This is a genomic window from Desulfoscipio sp. XC116, assembly GCF_039851975.1.
Classification (GTDB): Bacteria; Bacillota; Desulfotomaculia; order Desulfotomaculales; family Desulfallaceae; genus Sporotomaculum.
Window position 1 is genome coordinate 684,857 of sequence record NZ_CP156660.1, and the last position, 18,018, is coordinate 702,874.

General features: G+C 53.2%; 11 protein-coding genes and 1 other RNA gene. 11 read left to right on the top strand and 1 reads right to left on the bottom strand.

Annotation, left to right across the window (positions count from 1 at the left end; all coding sequences use genetic code 11):
• The first annotated feature begins 111 nt into the window (after nucleotides 1-111).
• The 3 genes from eno (at nucleotide 112) to ABDB91_RS03155 (ending at nucleotide 4,371) form a co-directional block, all read left to right on the top strand.
• On the top strand, nucleotides 112-1,398 hold the full coding sequence (gene eno / locus ABDB91_RS03145; RefSeq protein WP_347490188.1) for a phosphopyruvate hydratase: 1,287 nt from the start codon (nucleotides 112-114) through the stop codon (nucleotides 1,396-1,398).
• A gap of 323 nt (nucleotides 1,399-1,721) precedes the next feature.
• Nucleotides 1,722-1,958, top strand: coding sequence for a preprotein translocase subunit SecG (gene secG / locus ABDB91_RS03150; RefSeq protein ID WP_347490189.1), 237 nt, complete (start codon nucleotides 1,722-1,724; stop codon nucleotides 1,956-1,958).
• 262 nt (nucleotides 1,959-2,220) lie between these two features.
• The gene (locus ABDB91_RS03155) at nucleotides 2,221-4,371 is read left to right on the top strand and encodes a sodium-translocating pyrophosphatase (RefSeq protein ID WP_347490190.1); all 2,151 of its coding nucleotides are present in this window, start codon (nucleotides 2,221-2,223) and stop codon (nucleotides 4,369-4,371) included.
• Nucleotides 4,372-4,435: 64 nt separating this feature from the next.
• Here the strand turns inward: ABDB91_RS03155 and ABDB91_RS03160 are convergent, their stop codons facing one another.
• Nucleotides 4,436-4,618: a hypothetical protein gene (locus ABDB91_RS03160; protein WP_347490191.1), complete on the bottom strand. Its 183-nt coding sequence runs from the start codon at nucleotides 4,616-4,618 to the stop codon at nucleotides 4,436-4,438.
• A 276-nt stretch (nucleotides 4,619-4,894) separates the two neighbouring features.
• Here ABDB91_RS03160 and ABDB91_RS03165 point away from each other — a divergent pair, with 276 nt between their 5' ends.
• The 8 genes from ABDB91_RS03165 to ABDB91_RS03200 all read left to right on the top strand — a co-directional run bounded on the left by ABDB91_RS03165 (nucleotide 4,895) and on the right by ABDB91_RS03200 (nucleotide 17,731).
• Nucleotides 4,895-5,119: a hypothetical protein gene (locus ABDB91_RS03165; protein ID WP_347490192.1), complete on the top strand. Its 225-nt coding sequence runs from the start codon at nucleotides 4,895-4,897 to the stop codon at nucleotides 5,117-5,119.
• A gap of 426 nt (nucleotides 5,120-5,545) precedes the next feature.
• Nucleotides 5,546-5,962, top strand: coding sequence for a PaaI family thioesterase (locus ABDB91_RS03170; RefSeq protein ID WP_347490193.1), 417 nt, complete (start codon nucleotides 5,546-5,548; stop codon nucleotides 5,960-5,962).
• 198 nt (nucleotides 5,963-6,160) lie between these two features.
• A complete protein-coding gene (smpB, locus tag ABDB91_RS03175; protein WP_347490194.1) occupies nucleotides 6,161-6,619 on the top strand; it encodes an SsrA-binding protein SmpB in 459 nt (152 codons plus the stop codon).
• 185 nt (nucleotides 6,620-6,804) lie between these two features.
• Nucleotides 6,805-7,164, top strand: a transfer-messenger RNA (tmRNA) gene (ssrA, locus tag ABDB91_RS03180).
• Nucleotides 7,165-7,680: 516 nt separating this feature from the next.
• Nucleotides 7,681-7,869, top strand: coding sequence for a helix-turn-helix domain-containing protein (locus ABDB91_RS03185; protein WP_347490195.1), 189 nt, complete (start codon nucleotides 7,681-7,683; stop codon nucleotides 7,867-7,869).
• A gap of 102 nt (nucleotides 7,870-7,971) precedes the next feature.
• Nucleotides 7,972-10,431 carry a LuxR C-terminal-related transcriptional regulator gene (locus tag ABDB91_RS03190; protein ID WP_347490196.1) on the top strand — a complete coding sequence of 820 codons (2,460 nt, stop codon included), beginning with the start codon at nucleotides 7,972-7,974 and terminating at the stop codon, nucleotides 10,429-10,431.
• 118 nt (nucleotides 10,432-10,549) lie between these two features.
• Nucleotides 10,550-10,807 carry a GNAT family acetyltransferase gene (locus tag ABDB91_RS03195; protein WP_347490197.1) on the top strand — a complete coding sequence of 86 codons (258 nt, stop codon included), beginning with the start codon at nucleotides 10,550-10,552 and terminating at the stop codon, nucleotides 10,805-10,807.
• Between the two features lie 93 nt (nucleotides 10,808-10,900).
• Nucleotides 10,901-17,731, top strand: coding sequence for a X2-like carbohydrate binding domain-containing protein (locus tag ABDB91_RS03200; protein WP_347490198.1), 6,831 nt, complete (start codon nucleotides 10,901-10,903; stop codon nucleotides 17,729-17,731).
• The last annotated feature ends 287 nt before the right edge of the window (nucleotides 17,732-18,018 follow it).

An 18,018-nucleotide genomic window follows, 5' to 3' on the forward strand; every position in this document is an offset into this window, starting at 1 on the left:
TTCGGCCGCGGGTGTTGAAAGGTTGAGAGCCGTATAATGAACTAATTATTGGATTTTAGGACATGCTATTATAAATATTACAAATGCATTATGTTCCGAGGAGGTTTTCTGATGTCTACCACGATAATTGATGTACTGGCCAGGGAAATACTTGATTCCCGGGGCAATCCCACCGTTGAGGCGGATGTGCTGTTGGAAGACGGCACTCTGGGTCGGGCCGCGGTGCCCTCGGGCGCTTCCACAGGGGCTTATGAAGCGGTGGAACTGCGGGATGGCGATCCCCGGCGCTACAAGGGTAAAGGTGTTACCAAAGCGGTGGAGAATGTTAACGAAATTATAGCACCGGAAATTATCGGTTTTGACGCCGTGGACCAGCCTGGCATTGATCTGACCATGATAGATTTGGATGGTACGCCTAACAAAAGCAAACTGGGGGCCAATGCTATTCTGGGCGTCTCTATGGCTGTGGCCCGGGCCGCCGCTAAAGCGCTGGAATTGCCGCTGTACCGTTATCTGGGCGGGGCAGGGGGCAGGTTGTTGCCCGTGCCTATGATGAACATACTAAACGGCGGCAAACATGCCGATAACAATGTAGATATCCAGGAATTTATGGTTATGCCGGTGGGAGCGGCGAATTTCGCCGAAGCGCTGCGCATGGGCACGGAGGTATTTCACACCCTAAAAGGCGTGCTGAAGAAAAAAGGCATGAATACCGCAGTGGGCGACGAAGGTGGGTTTGCCCCCAATCTGGGCTCCAACGAGGAAGCCCTGGCGGTGCTTGTGGAGGCTGTGGAAGCGGCCGGGTACCGCCCCGGAGATGATGTGGCCCTGGCTATTGACGCCGCGGCAACCGAATTTTATCAGGACGGCAAATATGTGCTGGCCGGGGAAGGAGTTTCCTATACCGCGGCGGAAATGATTGATTTTTACGCCCGTTTGGCTGAAAAGTATCCCATTATTTCCATAGAGGACGGTTTAGCCGAAGATGATTGGGATGGATGGAAAAAGTTAACCGAGCGTATCGGGGACAAAGTGCAGATTGTGGGGGATGATCTATTTGTCACCAACACTGAGCGGCTGGCCCGGGGTATTGCATCCGATACGGCTAATTCCATATTGATTAAACTAAACCAAATCGGCACCATTACGGAAACGCTGGCCGCCATTGAAATGGCCAGACAGGCCGGATATACCGCCGTTGTCTCGCACCGGTCGGGGGAAACCGAAGACTCAACCATTGCCGATTTGGTGGTGGGTATCAACGCGGGGCAAATCAAAACCGGAGCTCCTTCCCGTACCGATCGGGTGGTCAAATATAACCAACTGCTGCGCATTGAGGAAGAATTGGCCGGTACAGCTTTGTTTAAAGGCCGCCGGGTGTTCTATAATTTGCGTTAACCTTTAGCCGAAGCATCATTGCCGGCGGTTAGTCCGTCATGGCTATGAATAAAACCTGCGGACGCCTAGAGTGCGTCATTGCGAGGAGCGAAGCGACGTGGCAATCTCCGCTTTACAGTTGGCATTTCCTTGGGGGCCGGCTTCGGAGCTTCGAAGCTTGTGATTGTTTTACTGCGTTCGCAAGGACAGTCGCAAAGGATAACAGAAAGCAGTTGATTGCTCTTTTCCGGAATAGAACGGTAAGTACTAAACGGCAACAATAGGTGTTGCTTTATCTACCCCGGTATATTAAAATGTTTTTAAGTTAATAAGGGGGAGTAAAATTGGCTGTTGGGAAAATAATTCTAACTATTTTACAGGTGATTTTTAGTTTGGGGTTAATAACCGTAATTTTGCTGCAGTCGGGTAAAAGTGCCGGTTTGTCCGGTGCCATTGCCGGCGGCGCTGAAACCTTTTTTGGCAAGAAAAAAGGTTTGGACGATTTTTTGGCTAAAATTACTGTTTTTGTGGCTGTTGGCTTTGCGGCTACCTCATTGATACTTGTAGTTTTGTCAAGATAAAAAAATCCGGGATATGCCCGGTTTTTTTATTCGCTTAAGTTTAATGCCAGCGAAATAGTTGTTATGCTTTTTAATAGTATTAATTAAAGGCAATTGTTAAATTTTTCTCGCTATGTTATAATTTTTGTGTGGACAATGGATTAGTTGTATCAAATATTATTATTTAAAGGAGGTGAATAAGGAATACCTGTCGGCGCTTTTGGTATTATAGTGGTTATTGTGAAAAAATGTTTATCTTAGGGGAAGAGGAGGGTAATTAGAAGTGGAATTTAATTTAACTTTGGCGTATTACGCCGCTGGAGCAGGCGCCCTTGCGCTTTTGTTCGCCCTTTTCACGATGTCCCAGGTGCTCAAGGAGAGCATGGGCACACCCAAAATGAAACAGCTTTCCGAGGCTGTTCAAGAGGGTGCCATGGCGTACATGAACCGCCAGTACAAAACACTTGCTCCGTTCGCAATTGTAATTTTCATTTTATTATGGGGCGCAGGGTTTGTTATTGAGCAAAAACCCGGTTCTCACCTGCCTGTAGGTTCGGCATCCGCTATTTCATTCCTGGTGGGCGCGGTTTGCTCCGCCATTGCCGGTTATATCGGCATGAACAGTACTACCAAATCAAACGCCCGTACCGCTGAAGCTGCCCGCAGCTCCGGTCTGGGCAAAGCCCTGCAGGTTTCCTTCCGCGCCGGCGCCGTTATGGGTCTGTCCGTGGCCGGCCTGGGTCTGCTGGGTGTTTCCACACTGTATATTGTTTTCCAAAGCCCGCTGATTATTAACAGCTTTGCCTTCGGTGCTTCTGTTATAGCATTCTTCGCCAGGGTCGGCGGTGGTATCTATACCAAGGCCGCTGACGTGGGCGCCGACCTCGTGGGTAAAGTTGAAGCCGGTATTCCGGAAGACGACCCGCGCAACCCCGCGACTATCGCCGACAACGTTGGTGACAACGTTGGTGATACCGCCGGTATGGGCGCCGACTTATTTGAATCTTATGCCGCTACCACTATTGCCGCCATGCTGATCGGTAACACACTGTTTGGTTTCTCCGGTGTTATTTTCCCGCTGCTGGTAGGCGCTGTTGGTATTATTGCCGCTATTATCGGTACCTTTACCGTGCGCACCGGTGAAGGCGGCAACCCGCAGGCTGCTTTGAACGTAGGTCTGTGGAGCACTAACGTTTTGACCCTGATCGGTACCTGGTTTGTAGCCAAGACTGTTTTCCCGGCTGACGGTATTGCCGAATCCGGCGCGGCCTTTGGCAATGTCTCATTCGGTATTTTTATGGCTGTTGCCGCCGGTTTGATTGTTAACGTAGCCGTTGGTTGGCTTACTGAATACTATACAGCCAGCAACAAGCCTCCGGTGCTGAGAATTGCCGAAGCCTCCAAGTCCGGCCCGGCTACCAACGTAATTCACGGTCTGGCAGTGGGTATGGAATCTACCTTCATTCCCATGCTGGTATTTGCCGCTGCTATTTACTTCTCCTTCTGGGCTGTGCTGTCGAATTCTCCTGAAGGCCAAGCCGCCCTGTGGTCCATTTATGGTATCGCCATGGCTGCTATGGGTATGCTCTCCACCGCCGGTATGGTTGTGGCTATGGACTCCTTTGGTCCGGTGGCTGACAATGCCGGTGGCATCGCCGAAATGGCCGAGTTGCCTCCCGAAGTGCGTGAGAAAACTGATAAACTGGATGCCGTGGGCAACACTACTGCTGCCATTGCCAAGGGTTTTGCCATCGGTTCCGCTGCGTTGACTGCTCTGGCTCTGTTCAGCGCCTTCGTTGACGGCGTTAAGCACAACCCCAACATGCAGGAAGGTCTGGCGCTTACCGGCGGAAAATTTATTGTTAACCTGACCGACCCCATGGTGCTGGTGGGTGTGTTTATCGGTGGCGCGGTACCCTTCCTGATTGGTGCTCGCACCATGCGTGCCGTGGGTGAAGCTGCTTTTGGAATGGTGGAAGAAGTGCGCCGCCAGTTCCGAGAGATCCCTGGCATTATGGAAGGCACCGGCAAGCCGGACTACGCCCGTTGCGTGGACATCGCTACCCGTTCCGCGATCAGCAAGATGATCTTCCCCGGCGTTGTAGCCGTTGTCGTTCCGCCTCTGGTAGGTTTTGGTCTGGGTGCTATGGCGCTGGCCGGCTTCCTGGGCGGTCTGACCACCACCGGTGTGTTGCTGGCTCTGTTCTTGGCCAATGCCGGCGGTGCTTGGGACAATGCTAAGAAATATATTGAAGGCGGCGCCTTGGGTGGCAAGAAGATTAACGGCAATCCCAACCCGGTTCACCAGGCAGCGGTTATTGGTGACACCGTGGGTGACCCTTGTAAAGATACTTCCGGTCCCGCTATGAACCCGCTGATCAAAGTGGCAGGTACCATTTCATTGATCCTTGGTCCCCTGCTTACCAGACTGTAAGAAACAAAACGGTAATGAATGGGAAAACCGGGCCTTGAGCCCGGTTTTCTTTGCGTTTTGCAAGTTATTTACCGTTCAGCACCGGTGCAAACATGGCTAGAAAAGCTGCGGCAACCAGCAGGGCCATAGTTATGATGCGCCAGATGCGCACTCCCTTGCCGCGCATCTTCATCTTACTCATAGGTATCAGGCTGGCGGCGAAGATAAAGGCAATTAAAGCGACCAATAAAGATAGTTTATTTTCCATGCAAATACTCCTCCCCAAATTGTAAAGAAAAAGGTATGAGCGCTGTAATAGCCCGTTCAGCTCTTTTATAAGAAATGTCCGGTATGATGGATTACATTTTTTTCAAAGTTAAGTCTCCGTTTAATGTCATTGGCAGGGTTTAGTTAAGGTTGATTATAAATCTTTTTATCTTTAAGTGCCAGTCTTTGTTAATAGATGCTAATAATTGCATTGTGGTTGTATATATATTGATATTCCGGGCACAATAGCTGTTAAAACAGGAGCGGAGGGGTATTATTGGATTACAGCGATCCTGGACAGCGTTATCGAAAAGGCATGAACTATGATGAGATGATTAATTTTTCATACGAACTGGAACAGGAAATTGTAGAAAATAAAGATGAACTGGCTGAGTTGAAAGAACGTGGTGAAGATGACACGCGCATCGAAGATATGGAAGAGCGTATAAGAAAGAGTGAGATATTGCTGCAAAATGTACAAAACGATATTCACAGGCTGTAGCGCCCAATTATTCGTTGCGTAAAAATCTGTAATTTGTTAAATGTTAAAATAAATAACTTTTTATAAAATTTCGGAGGAGAGTGTCACAAAACTACTTTCTTAGAGTAGTGAGCGACGCTCCCTTTCCCACATTTAGCCAACCATTCCGATAATAATCCGGTATCTTTGCAAAAAACTGCCGCACTATAAACTATTTAGCCTGTTATGCAACAGCCCTTTCCTATTTTTAGTTCGGGTGGGGTAGAATCCCCATCTGAAGTCCCGATGTTCAGCTTTAGCTGAAAGAGTTCACTGTATACCGGCTTTGGCCCGCTTTCTGCCTTTTTTGCCTTGTTGCGAAGTTGGTTTTCGGCTTTCCCCTGTCAGGTAACTATTGCCACAATGGGTTATAATATGTAATGATATTGTCCGGGGGGTGAAATTTTTTTGCAGAGTAGGATTAAGGGCGGCGATCATATGTGCTTTGGCTGCAGCCCGGCCAATCCCATCGGCTTGAAACTTAAATTTGAAATGGATGGCGATCTATGTCGCACCGAGTTTGAGGCCAGGGAAGAGCACCAGGGCTGGACAGGCTATATGCATGGCGGTTTAATTGCAGCCTTGCTTGATGAAACGATGGCCTGGTGGCTGTGGCTGAAGGATATTTCCATTATGACGGTTGAGATGAGTACCCGGTATAGCCTTGGGGTGCCGGTAAAAACCAAACTGGTGGTAGAATCATGGTGCGAAGATGAAAAAAAAGGCCGGCTTTTTATGATGGGCGGGCGGATAGTGCTGCCCGGCGGTAAAGTGGCCGTTAAAGCCAGTGCCAAGTTTATGAGAATTGACCCGAAGCAAATATAAATATGACTTGGAGGTGGTCAATATAACCAGAGGAAAGGCATATGCGCAGTTGGTTGACAAATAAACAGATAATGATATAATTAATAATTACCTGATGTTATTGGATGATACAAATTTAAGGTATTATTGATACATTAGCGGATTATTAAGCCCTCGCCTTCAAATAACGGCAGGGCTTTGATTATCGAGGTGATTATCATGTCGGCCAAAACCATAGTTAACCGCAAGGCGCGCCATGAATATCATATTGATGAAACCTATGAGGCCGGTATTGCCCTGTTTGGTACGGAAATTAAGTCCATTCGGGCCGGCAAGGCTAATCTGCAGGATAGTTATGCCCGGATTGAAAATGGTGAGCTGGTACTGTATAATATGCATATCAGCCCTTACGAACAGGGCAACCGGTTTAACCATGAGCCCAAGCGACCGCGCAAGCTGTTGATGCATAGGCGGGAAATCATGCGGCTCTACGGCCAAACCAGGGAAAAAGGTTTGTCTTTAATCCCCCTTAAAATGTACTTCAAAAATGGTAAATGGGCTAAAATTGAACTGGCTCTGGCCCGGGGCAAAAAGAAGTATGACAAACGGGAAGATATTGCCGCGCGGGATGCCAAAAGGGAAATGGACCGGGCCATGAAGGATAGGCAGAGGCAGTAATGTGACGAAGCTTTTTTGTGGTAGGCTTATGTCATATATAGTGTTGATCAATTTACGTTTATGTTTACGCTTATGTTAGATATGGCGCCATTTGTTTAATTATTTGAGGGTTGTTATTATGTCTGTCGTTGCTATATTTTTAAGGCAATATGGCAATTAATATATAATGTAAATGTTAAATATTTGGGGGCGAAATGGTTTCGACGGGGGAAGTTGTGGCAGGATAAGCGAGCCGGGGTCCCATCAGCCCGTAAAACGGTGGAACAGTTAATATAACTGCCAATAACGAAAATTACGCTCTAGCTGCTTAATTGCAGCTAGCATCCCACCCGCACTCGCCTGTGGAGCGGATCATGGGGTGTCATATTAGCAGGCTTACTCTTTAGCCAATTCTCGGAGGTTAAACGGGGACATTCATCGAGATAGCTCCGGCGAAGCCTGGTTGTGGGCGCCAACGGAGCGAATTCTAAAACACAGCCTACGCTCGTAGAAGGTCTTGTGGCTCTTCTTTCGGACGGCGGGTTCAACTCCCCCCGCCTCCACCACCCTTATAAGCATATTACCGCCGATAGGCGGTTTTTTGCTAACAAGAAGAAATGCGGTCTTTGACGTGGTTGCCGGGGACCGCTTATTTATTGGGTTTTGCATATTGGGACTATGAAACCTGCGTTTTCGTGGTGAATATCAATTAGCTGATCGTGTCGATCCTCATGAGCTCGGGCATTCTACGTAGCACACTTTCTCCAGGACAGGATCAGCATCAGGATCCGTATGAGGGATTGTAATGTCAATCTTGAACATGTTATTAGACCGGTCGTATTTAATTTCCTTAATATACTTGCGCAGAACTCGGGTCGCACTATCGCCCGCCGCGACTGCACTGTATTCCGTTTCCGCTGCACTATTTTCGCGGCGCGGCCGCACTAACTTTCCGATTTAGTCGCACTCAAGAGGTGTTGTAATCAGCTATGCAGCATTAAAAATCCGTTATATCCCGCATTTCGTTGCATTATGCGGTGCTTTGTGATATAATACAAAAAATGGTATTAAGGAGATGCGCTATGGATTATCTAACCATTAAAGAAATAAGTGCAAAATGGGGTGTTGGTACCCGGATCGTGACTCAGTATTGTAACGAAGGCAGGATTAAAGGTGCAGAGAAAAAAGGCGATCTCTGGTTGATTCCGAAAGACGCTCCGAAGCCTCCTGACAAACGGCGCAGAGAAAATAAATCTTCCGGCAGCTACTGACACCGGAAAACCCATAAAGAGCAAAAAATATGGTGCTGTTGCGCAAAGCATGGCAATATATGATATCTCACCGGTAAATTTAAGCGTATGGAGGGTCATCACATGAAAAAGAACAAAACGCTCAAAAGAGAGCGCGTCAACCGCGCGCTGGTGAGCATATTTGAATATCCGCTGACCATCGTGGAGGCCCCTATGGGCTACGGCAAGACCACGGCGGTGCGGGAGTTCCTCGCAACAAGCGGCGTGCGGGTCATGTGGACATCCTTTTATTCGGACAGCGATACACGGGAGGCATTTTGGGACAGGGTAGCGCTGGCGGCCGGCAGCCTGGACGAAATAGCGGGCAGGCGGCTGAAAGGCTTCGGCGTTCCCTCCGACACATTACATCTCAGGGCTTTCCTTTCCCTGATGAACGATCTTGATTACGTGCCGGATACGACCCTTGTCATAGACGACATTCATTACGCGAAAAATATCCTGCGCCCTGAACTTTTCGGGCAGTTTATAGCGGAGTTGGCCGATGATTTTCATATTGTTCTTATCACGCGCGACACCTCCTTCCTCGACCTCGCGGAGCTGAATGCCAAGGGGCTGTGCAACATCGTGTCCCAACAAACCTTACGTTTTACTGATGAGGAGCTTCGCGCCTACTGTACCCTGATGGATTTCCGTCAGGGAGAGGACGCTCTGGAAAAGGTCAGCAAGTACACGGGCGGCTGGATATCCCTCGCCTACTTGATTCTGCTGGGGCTGGAACAGGGGATACCCATCGGCCAAAGCAGCGCTATCAACGATTTGATCGAGAAGATTCTTTACAACGCTTACGATGATACGGTCCGTACATTTCTTTTGCGTCTCTCTGTGATGGACGTCTTTACGGAGAAACAGGCCCGATATGTGACGGAGGAAAAACATGCCGGCGAGATCTTAAAAAAGCTCCGTCAGGAAAACGCCTTTGTTTATTACGACGAAGCAAAGGGCGTTTACCGCATCCACTATGTGCTGCTGGCATTTCTGCGCGCCAGGCAGACCGATCATGCGGAGGTATCCTTGCTCTATCGGCGGGTGGGCGAATGGTTCCTTGAGATAAAAGCGTTCAAGTCGGCCTATGCCTATCTCTGTCGCGCCGGGGAGACCGAGCGCATCCTTGCTCTGCTGGATAACGAGGATACCATTACCAACGACTCCTCCGAGTTTGAGGGCGCGCCGGAGATGTTCGCCGGGGCGCCCCGCGAGCTGCTGTTCCGTTACCCGCTGGCCTATCTGCAATACATCGCCGCGCTGCTTTTAAGCGGCGAGTCGGAATCGGCGCAGGACGCCGCCAGGCGGCTCTCCGAACTCTACGCGGTCTATGAGCGGAGCGAGGGAATTCCCCTCGCCCGCCGCAACCGCGTTCTCGCGGAGATCAGCACCGTGCGCATTTTTGTCGTGTTTAACAACGCCGAGGAGATGGTGGCCTGCACCAAAGAGGCGCTCCGGCTGCTGGAAGGCGGCGTCTCTTGCCTGATGAAGCGGGAAAGCGAATTCACCTTCGGCTGTCCGCATTTCCTGTACACCTATTATCGGGAGCCGGGAAAGCTCAAGGAGACGGCGGACTACATGGCGCGTGAATTTCCCTCCTTTCCCGCGCTGGCAAGCGGCTGCGGCGCGGGCTGCGACAGCGTGACCTTAGCCGAATACGCGCTGGAAACCGGCGACTGGCAGGCGGCGGAGCTGAACGCTTTCAGGGCCATGTATAAGGCAAAGGCCAAGGGACAGACCGGCATCGCCCTGTGCGCCGGGCTGACCCTGATCCGGCTCTATCTCTTTCAGGGCAGAACCCAAGAGAGCATGGAGCATTTGCGGCAGCTCCGCGAGGATGTGGGAAACGAAAACAGCATCCTCTACAACACCACGCTGGAGCTTACGGAGGGGTATGTTTACGGTTGTCTCGCGCGGCCGGACCGCATCCCCCGCTGGCTGCAAAGCGGCGATATGTCCCTTGCCCGATTTATGTACCAGGGCATGGCCTTTACCTATATCGTCTACGGCAAGGCGGTCTTGCTCTCTAAAAATTACGTACAGCTTGAGGTGCTCACCGAGGAATTCGCGGCGTATTTCTCCATCCTGCAAAACCAGCTCGGCTTTCTGCACAACCAAATCCTTGAGGCGGCGGCAAAATACCGGCTGTACGGCATGGCGGCGGGCAGCGCATCGCTCGATAAGGCCCTCGATATGGCACGGGAGGATCATATCCTCCTGCCCTTCGCGGAGTACGCCCCCGCCATTATCGACATGCTGCGGCAGATGACCGCAAGCGCACCGCGAGACACCTATCGTAACGAAGTGCTTGCGGCCTGTGAGCAGTATCTGGAGAACCTGAAGAGCGCGGCCTCCCTGACCGGGCGGGAAAAGGAAGTTTTGATGCTTGCCGCCGACGGCTTAAAGCGAAACGAAATTGCCGACAGGCTGGGCGTGTCGGATGGAACGGTAAAAACCCATTTGCAGAACGTCTATCAAAAACTGAAGGCGAACGGCAAGACAGCGGCGATCAAGAAGGCCAAAGCACTGAACCTTTTTTGATTTTCACATGTAAAATACGCCATTTGGCAGATACCAATTTCAAAAAAAATCCCCTACACTTTATAGCGTGGGGGATTTTTTTATTGCCTTCCCCCTGAGAAGAAGGGAGGCGCGCTTTATGAGTAAAATGCTCAAGGTCACACCGAATGACGATTACACCCTGCTGGTGGAGTTCGAGCACGGCAACAAAATCATTTTCAATATGCGCAAGCTGATCGAAACCATGCCTTACACTAGCTTGAGGGATTTGAGCCGCTTCAAGGACATCACATTGGAGGAAAAGGCCATCCGCTGGCCCGACCCGACGCCGGGGGTGCCGACGATGTATCCTGTCCGGCTGACGGTGGACAACATGCTGTTTACCATAAGGGAATGAAGGGGAGAAGCTGTACGAATCAATTTTGAGAAGTAAAGGGGAATGAACATGAAAAAAGCAAAAAGACTATTGACGTTTTTACTGACCGCTTTCATGATATTTGCCCTGCTGCCGCGGCCGGCGCTGGCGGCAGCGGTGACAAGGCTTGAGGCGGAGGACGCGATCATGTCCGGCAGTGCCAGAGTTGCCACCGGACAGGCGGGCGCGTCGGACGGCAGCGTGGTAGGATATTTCAATTCCGACACGGCCGCTTCCGTTACCTTCGCCGACTTACAGGAAGCTGCGGGCGTTGTGATTGGTTATTCCAGCGTCTATACGGGGACGATCAGTGTCTACGTAAACAATACGCACATCCGGGACGCGGCGGTTACTTCTACCGGCGGCTGGACGGGTGCGGAGCAATTTAAAACGATTGCTCTTGATATCGGCATAAAGAGCGGCGATGACCTGAAGCTTCAATGTGACCCGGGCGATGTGGCTTTGAATGTGGATTACCTTGACTATTCGCCCTTCACGCCTATACCGGCGGACGGCGCCATCACGGCGGACGGCACATATAAGCTGTCCGCTTACGGCGGCGACAAGGCCATTACGATTATGGCGGGTCGTACCGTCACCTTGACGGGCGGCGGCACGACCTTCACCAAGTCCGGAATCAACTGCGGAACGGGCGTTAACCTGACGCTGAACAACGTGACCATAAATCATAATAGCTGCGCCCTCTCCTTCACCGGCGCGGGCAATACGCTGACGCTTGTGGGCGCAAGCAGCCTGCAAAGCGGATATGAGCAGCCCGGGGTTAAGGTGGAAGGTGCCACCGAACTAACCATCCGGGGCAACGGTTCGCTCTCGGCATACGGCGGCAAATACAGTGCGGGCATCGGCAGCCTTGGCAGCGGCGGAGTAATCACCATCGACGGCGGCACGGTAACGGCCACTGGCGGCGAATACGGCGCGGGCATCGGCGGCGGTTCCCTTGGCAGCGGCGGAGTAATCACCATCGACGGCGGCACGGTAACGGCCACCGGCGGCGAAAACGGCGCGGGCATCGGCGGCGGCTACCGTGGCAGCGGCGGCAAAATCACCATTAAAAAAGGCAAGGTAACGGCGAATGACGGCTCCTTTGCCGCGGGCATTGGCGGCGGCGGCAGCGGCGGCGGCGGGACCATCACCATCACGGGCGGTGAGGTGACGGCAACCAGCGGCAGCAACAGCGGCGGCGCGGGGATCGGCGGCGGAGGCGGCTCAGTCGGAGGCAACGGCGGCACCATCACCATCAGCGGCGGCAAGGTAACGGCCACCGGCGGCGGATACGGCGGCGCGGGGATCGGCGGCGGCCGGGGCAGAGGCGGCGGCACCATCACCATCAGCGGCGGTACGGTAAAAGCAACCAGCATCGCCCAAGGCTCGGGCATCGGCGGGGGCGGAGGCGGCGCCACCGCTGTCGCCGGTGACGGCAACATCATAAAGATCAGCGGCGGTTCGGTAAACGCGATCGCCGGCAGCGGTATCGATAAGATCGGCGGGGGCGGAGGCGCAGGGGCTACCCCCTCCGACGCGTTGAAAAACGGGGACGGCGTTGAGGTGTACCTCACCGCCGTACGGCTTGTGGGCGGCGACACGGGAAACACGGCGATAGCGTCGCTGGTCCCCGGTTTGGACGGTTATGACCTGAAGGATGTTTTCAGCGACAGCTCCGGCAAGCTGTACCTTTATCTGCCGCAGGGAACGCAGATCACGGAGGTGAACGCCGCCGGCATACTATTTGCGGGTAATGCGGTCACGGCGAGCCCGCCCACGGAGCATATTTTCGAGTGCGATCGCTCGCCTGACGAGCGGATTACAAACGACTTTAACCACCTTGTCTGGGAGGCCATAAAAGGCAGTAACAGCGAGCAGGCTGATGTGAAGGTCGCCTTAAACCTGCCCAAGGCAGGGGAAAACGGGACGACCATAGCATGGAGCGCATCTCCCGCGGGAATTATTAACACCGATACGGGTACGATAACCAGGCCGCTTGACAGTGCCCAAGGGGTGAGTTTGTCGGCAACGGTTTCCTATGCGGGCGGGACGGCAAAAACAAAGACCTTTAACCTGACGGTTCCCAAACATACGGGAAGATTTGAGGCGGAGGACGCGGTCATCGTCAGCGGGAGTATTTTCAGCGGCGCGGAGGCTGCGGGAGCTTCGGAAGGGAAGCAGGTCGGAAATCTTAGCGTAAAGGGAAGCAGCAGCGTCGAATGGAGCAGCCTGCCCGCGTCGTCTTCGGTCGAAATCCGCTACGCAAGCCAAAACAACGGAACGATCAGCATCTATAAAAACGGCACGCACGTCACGGACGCCTCGTTCACCGCCAGCGGCGGATGGTACGGCGAGGGGCGCTTCGCCAGCTTATGGCTCTCTTTGGAAATCGCTGCCGGTGACAGCATAACAGTACGGTATGACGACGGCGACGCGGTTTTGAATCTGGATTATATGGAGTGCTACATAAGCTCATTTGAAAACGCCTCCATCAGCCCGGCAAGCGGGACCTTTGACAAAACCCATCCGGCGGATGTGACCACGACCATCCAGTGGAACGACGCAGCCGCCGTGAAGGATGTAAAGGCGGGCACAGCCTCCATCGGCGCCGCGAATTACAACGTGAGCGGAAACACGCTGACCGTCAATAAGGGCTATCTTGCGACCCTGCCCATGGGCGAAAAGGTTCTGACCGTCGAGTTTCAGCGCGGGGCCTCGGCGACGCTGGCCGTCAACATCACAAAATCGTGGGGTACGACCATTGCGGCGGACGGCACATATAACCTGTCCGATTACGGCAGCAATAGCACCACTAAGATCAATACCGGACTGACCGTCACATTGGAGGGCGCCGCCGCGACTTACACCAATGTCACATTCTACTGCGAAGCGGGCGTCAAGCTGACGATTAACAACGTGAACATCGACAACAGCGCCTGTCATCAAGTCTACGCCCTCTCTTTCACCGGCGAAGGCAGCACGCTGACGCTCGTCGGAACGAATACGCTCAAGGGCGGTGCAAGAGAGCCCGGCTTAAAGGTGGAAGGCACCACACAGCTCACCATCCGGGGCAGCGGTTCGCTTACGTCAAGCGGAGGCGAATTCAGCGCGGGCATCGGCGGAGCCATCAACTGCGCCGGCGGCATCCTCACTATCGACGGCGGAACGGTAACGGCCATCGGCGGCAGCAGCGCCTCAGGCATCGGCGGCGGCCATAACTGCGGCGGCGGCACCACGACCATAAACGGCGGCACGGTAACGGCCAGCGGCGGCCAGTACGGCGCGGGCATCGGCGGCGGTAATACCGGCGCTGGCGGCAATACTATTATAAACGGCGGAACGGTAACGGCCGCCGGCGGCCTCGGCAGCGCGGGCATCGGCGGCGGTTACAATGCCGTCGGCGGCAGCACTGTCACCATAAACGGCGGTACGGTAAAAGCCACCGGCGGCAGCCTCGGCGCCGGGATTGGCGGCGGCGGCTCTAATGTTGTGGGTAATGTGCCCGGAACAGGTACCGTCACCATCTCCGGCGGCACGATAGATGCAAAAGGCGGCGGCAGCGGCGCGGGCATTGGCGGCGGCGGAGCTAACGGGACTTCCGCCGGAGGAGAAGGCGTCGTGACCATCAACGGCGGTACGATAACGGCCATCGGCGGCGGCGCGGGTATCGGCGGCGGCAACACTTTGGGGTCTGCCTTTTATAGCGGAGGAGCGGGCGTCGTTACTATCACCGGCGGCTCGGTAAACGCAGCCAGCACCGGCGGCGCCGCGAACATAGGCGGCGGCAAGGGCTCCAGCGGCAGCACGTTAAAGAACTCCACAGGCGCTGATGTGTACCTTACCTCCATACAGCTTTCGGACAGCGGCGCGAATAACGCGGCGGTATCGTGGCTGACCACTGATTTGGCGGATTATGAGTATGGCTTGAACGATGTATCCAGCGACAGCCTCGGCAAACTGTACCTTTATCTGCCGCAGGGAACGGTAACCACGAAGGTAGGCATTTCCAACGGAAATACATTTTCCGGAAACGCAACCACGACAGCCACGTCCGCGACGTTTGAGTTTCTACTTTCCGTCCTCACGCCCGACGTGCGAATCGAAGCCGACCTTGCCCTCCTTGACTGGAACGCCATAAAGGGCGGCAACAGCGCGGAGAATGATGTAAAAACGGCTCTTAACTTACCCAAAACAGGGGCGAATAGCACGGACATATCATGGAGCGCCTCCCCCGCAGGGATTATTAACGCCGATACCGGTGCGGTAACAAGGCAGCTTGCCGATAAAACGGTTGCTTTAACGGCGACGGTTTCCTATACGGGCGCGGCGGCAAAGACAAAGACCTTTAACCTGACGGTTCCCGCAACTACGGGAAAGTTTGAAGCGGAGGACGCGGTTACTAACGCGAGGATCTACGGCGATGTTCAGGCTGTGGGCGCTTCGGGAGGAAAACAGGTTGGTAGCATCAGTACAGTGGGCAGATACGTCCAATGGAACAACCTGCCCGCGTCGCCTATGCTTGAAATCCGCTATGCAAGCCCAAACGACGGAACGATCAGCATTTACAAAAATGGCGCGCATATTCAAGACGTTACATTCGCCTCTACGGGTGATTGGTACGGCGAGGGGTGCTTTGGCAGCCTATGGCTTCCTTTGGAAATTGCCAGCGGAAACAGCCTGAAAGTTCAGTATGACACGGGTGACGCGATATTGAATCTGGATTATCTCGCGTGTTACGCAAGCCTGATCAAGGGCGCCGTCATCAGCCCCGCCAGCGGGACGTTTGATCTGAACCCGGCTCATCAGGTGGACGTGGCCACGACTGTCCAGTGGAACGACGCAACCTCTGTGACCGATGTAAAGCTGAGCGGAACCACCATCGGGGCTGAAAACTACAGCGTAAACGAGAACACGCTGTCCATTAAAAAGGAGTATCTTGCGGCAAAATCCATCGGTCCCCTCGCTTTGACCATCATATTCGACAAGGGCGCATCGGTGACGTTGACCATCACGGTAACCGACACAACACCGAAACCAACAGTGAGCGCAAGTTTAAGCCCTGCAGAGGCAGTCTTTGATTTGGATGATCCGGGAGATGTGGCCACGGCGATTACCTGGAACGACGCAAAGACAGTCACAGGGGTGGTCTACGGTTCGGACTCTCTGGTGGAATCAACAGACTTTACCGTAGACGAAGCTACCCTAACCATTACAGAAGAATTTTTATCAGGCTTGAGCCTGTCAGACGGTGATACGGTCGAGCTTGTCATTTCCTTTGATAAGGGAGAAAGCGCAACGCTGACCGTCGAAGCACAGCAAGACTACGTTCCCGGAACCGATGCCACTTTGAGCGGCCTAACCGTGGGTGGAAGCACAGTCAGCGGTTTTGCGGCGGATACCTACAGTTATAACGTGGAACTGCCCCATGGCACTCTGCCCGAAAGCGTAGCAGCCACGGTTGGCGCTACAGTCAACGATCCGAAGGCTGCCGTCAGCATCACCCAGGCTGTAGAGCTGCCCGGCAGCGCCACAGTGGTGGTAACAGCCGAGGATGGTGAGACGAAACTGACCTATACCGTCAACTTTACGTTGGGAGAAGCGCCTGCCGGTACCTACAGTGTCACCTACGACGCCAACGGCGGCTCGGGCGGCGCACCGGCAGAGAGCGACAAAGCCGCAGGCGCAACCTTCGCGGCGGCAGACAATACCTTTACCCCGCCAAGCGGCAAGAAGTTCAAGTACTGGTATACCAATCCCCTCGGCACGGGAGGCGCCGCTTACGCCAAGGACACGCCGGACGCGACGGTGACCATGCCGGCCCACGACCTGATCCTCTACGCCATTTGGGAGGATGAAAGCACAGAGGTAAAAAGATGCTACCTGGAAGTCAAGACCCTGGCCGGAGGGACAGTGAAGCTGAACGACGATCCGACGCCCCTTTTGGCAGTATACAGTGAGCAGTATCGGATGGGCACGTCCATTCGGCTGGAAGCTGCGGCAAGCTCGGGATATACCTTTGCTTATTGGCTGAACGTTGAAAACTCAAGCATCATTTCCACTAGCCCGGTTTATGAAATCATTATGGGTTCGGGGATCAACGTAACGGCGGTGTTCAGCAAAGTTCCCGCTGCGGAGGATACCTGGTACACCGTTACATTTAAAGACAAGAGCGGAAAAATCCTGCAATCAACGAATGTAGCGAAGAACGAATCGGTAACTCCTCCCTCTGCTCCCCCGCTGTTCGGGTACAGCTTCTCCCATTGGAGCCATCCGTCAGGGAACGTTACCTCCAATATGGTTATCACCGCTGTCTATGTAAGAGAAGCGGGCACCTATACGGTAACCGTGACAGACGGAACCCTGTCCACAGGCGGTACAGAAGGTAGCTACAAATTTGACATGCCTGTAAGGGTGGTGGCGGGTGTCGCACCGGATGGACAAAAGTTCAGTCATTGGGAGCAGGACGGCAAAAAGGTAAGCACGAAACCTGAGTTTACATTCTTTGCCCCCATGAAGAACACCTCCTTTGCCGCCGTGTTTGTTGACAATGGCACAGTGCTTGACAATAAACCATTTATCACATTATCTAATGATGTGATGGTAAACGGGACAAACGGAACCATCATGTTCACGGCAATCAAAGACCTCCCGGTCGGCTACACCCTGGTGGAAAGCGGCGTGTTGCTGCTGATATCAACGACACCGGTGACCGAGTTGACGGTGGATACTCCGAACGTCATCCTTGGAAAGATACTGGATACCTCCACCGGCCAATTCTATATCATGAAGTCGAATGTCGGAGCCGGCGGCACCTGGTACGGAAGAGCTTACCTGATCTGCAAGGACAGCGAAGGCAATACGCTAACGGTATACAGCGATAATATTGAGAACGGAACGAGGTGAATGTCATGAAAAAGCCATACGAAAGCCCGGAAATCGAAATCACCGAATTTGAGATCACCGAAAACATCACCGCAAGCGGCGACGAGCCGCCCGGAGGGCCTATCGGCGGGTATTGACGGCCGCACAAAAACAGGCAGGCGGACATAATCTGCCCGCCTGTTTTGTCAGGGCCAAGCTGTTCATCTGTGCAGGAATAACGATTTATATAAAAGAAGGTATGATATGAGAAAGCAACTGCAAAACCGTCCAATCTGATTTGTTTTATCTATAGCGGTACTTTTTGTCAT

Excerpts from the sequence above, each read along its gene's own strand:
- ABDB91_RS03190 (WP_347490196.1), top strand. The coding sequence starts at position 7,972 with ATGAAAAAGAACAAAACGCTCAAAAGAGAGCGCGTCAACCGCGCGCTG.
- ABDB91_RS03185 (WP_347490195.1), top strand. The coding sequence starts at position 7,681 with ATGGATTATCTAACCATTAAAGAAATAAGTGCAAAATGGGGTGTTGGT.
- eno (WP_347490188.1), top strand. The coding sequence starts at position 112 with ATGTCTACCACGATAATTGATGTACTGGCCAGGGAAATACTTGATTCC.
- smpB (WP_347490194.1), top strand. The coding sequence starts at position 6,161 with ATGTCGGCCAAAACCATAGTTAACCGCAAGGCGCGCCATGAATATCAT.
- ABDB91_RS03160 (WP_347490191.1), bottom strand. The coding sequence starts at position 4,618 with ATGGAAAATAAACTATCTTTATTGGTCGCTTTAATTGCCTTTATCTTC.
- ABDB91_RS03195 (WP_347490197.1), top strand. The coding sequence starts at position 10,550 with ATGAGTAAAATGCTCAAGGTCACACCGAATGACGATTACACCCTGCTG.
- ABDB91_RS03200 (WP_347490198.1), top strand. The coding sequence starts at position 10,901 with ATGATATTTGCCCTGCTGCCGCGGCCGGCGCTGGCGGCAGCGGTGACA.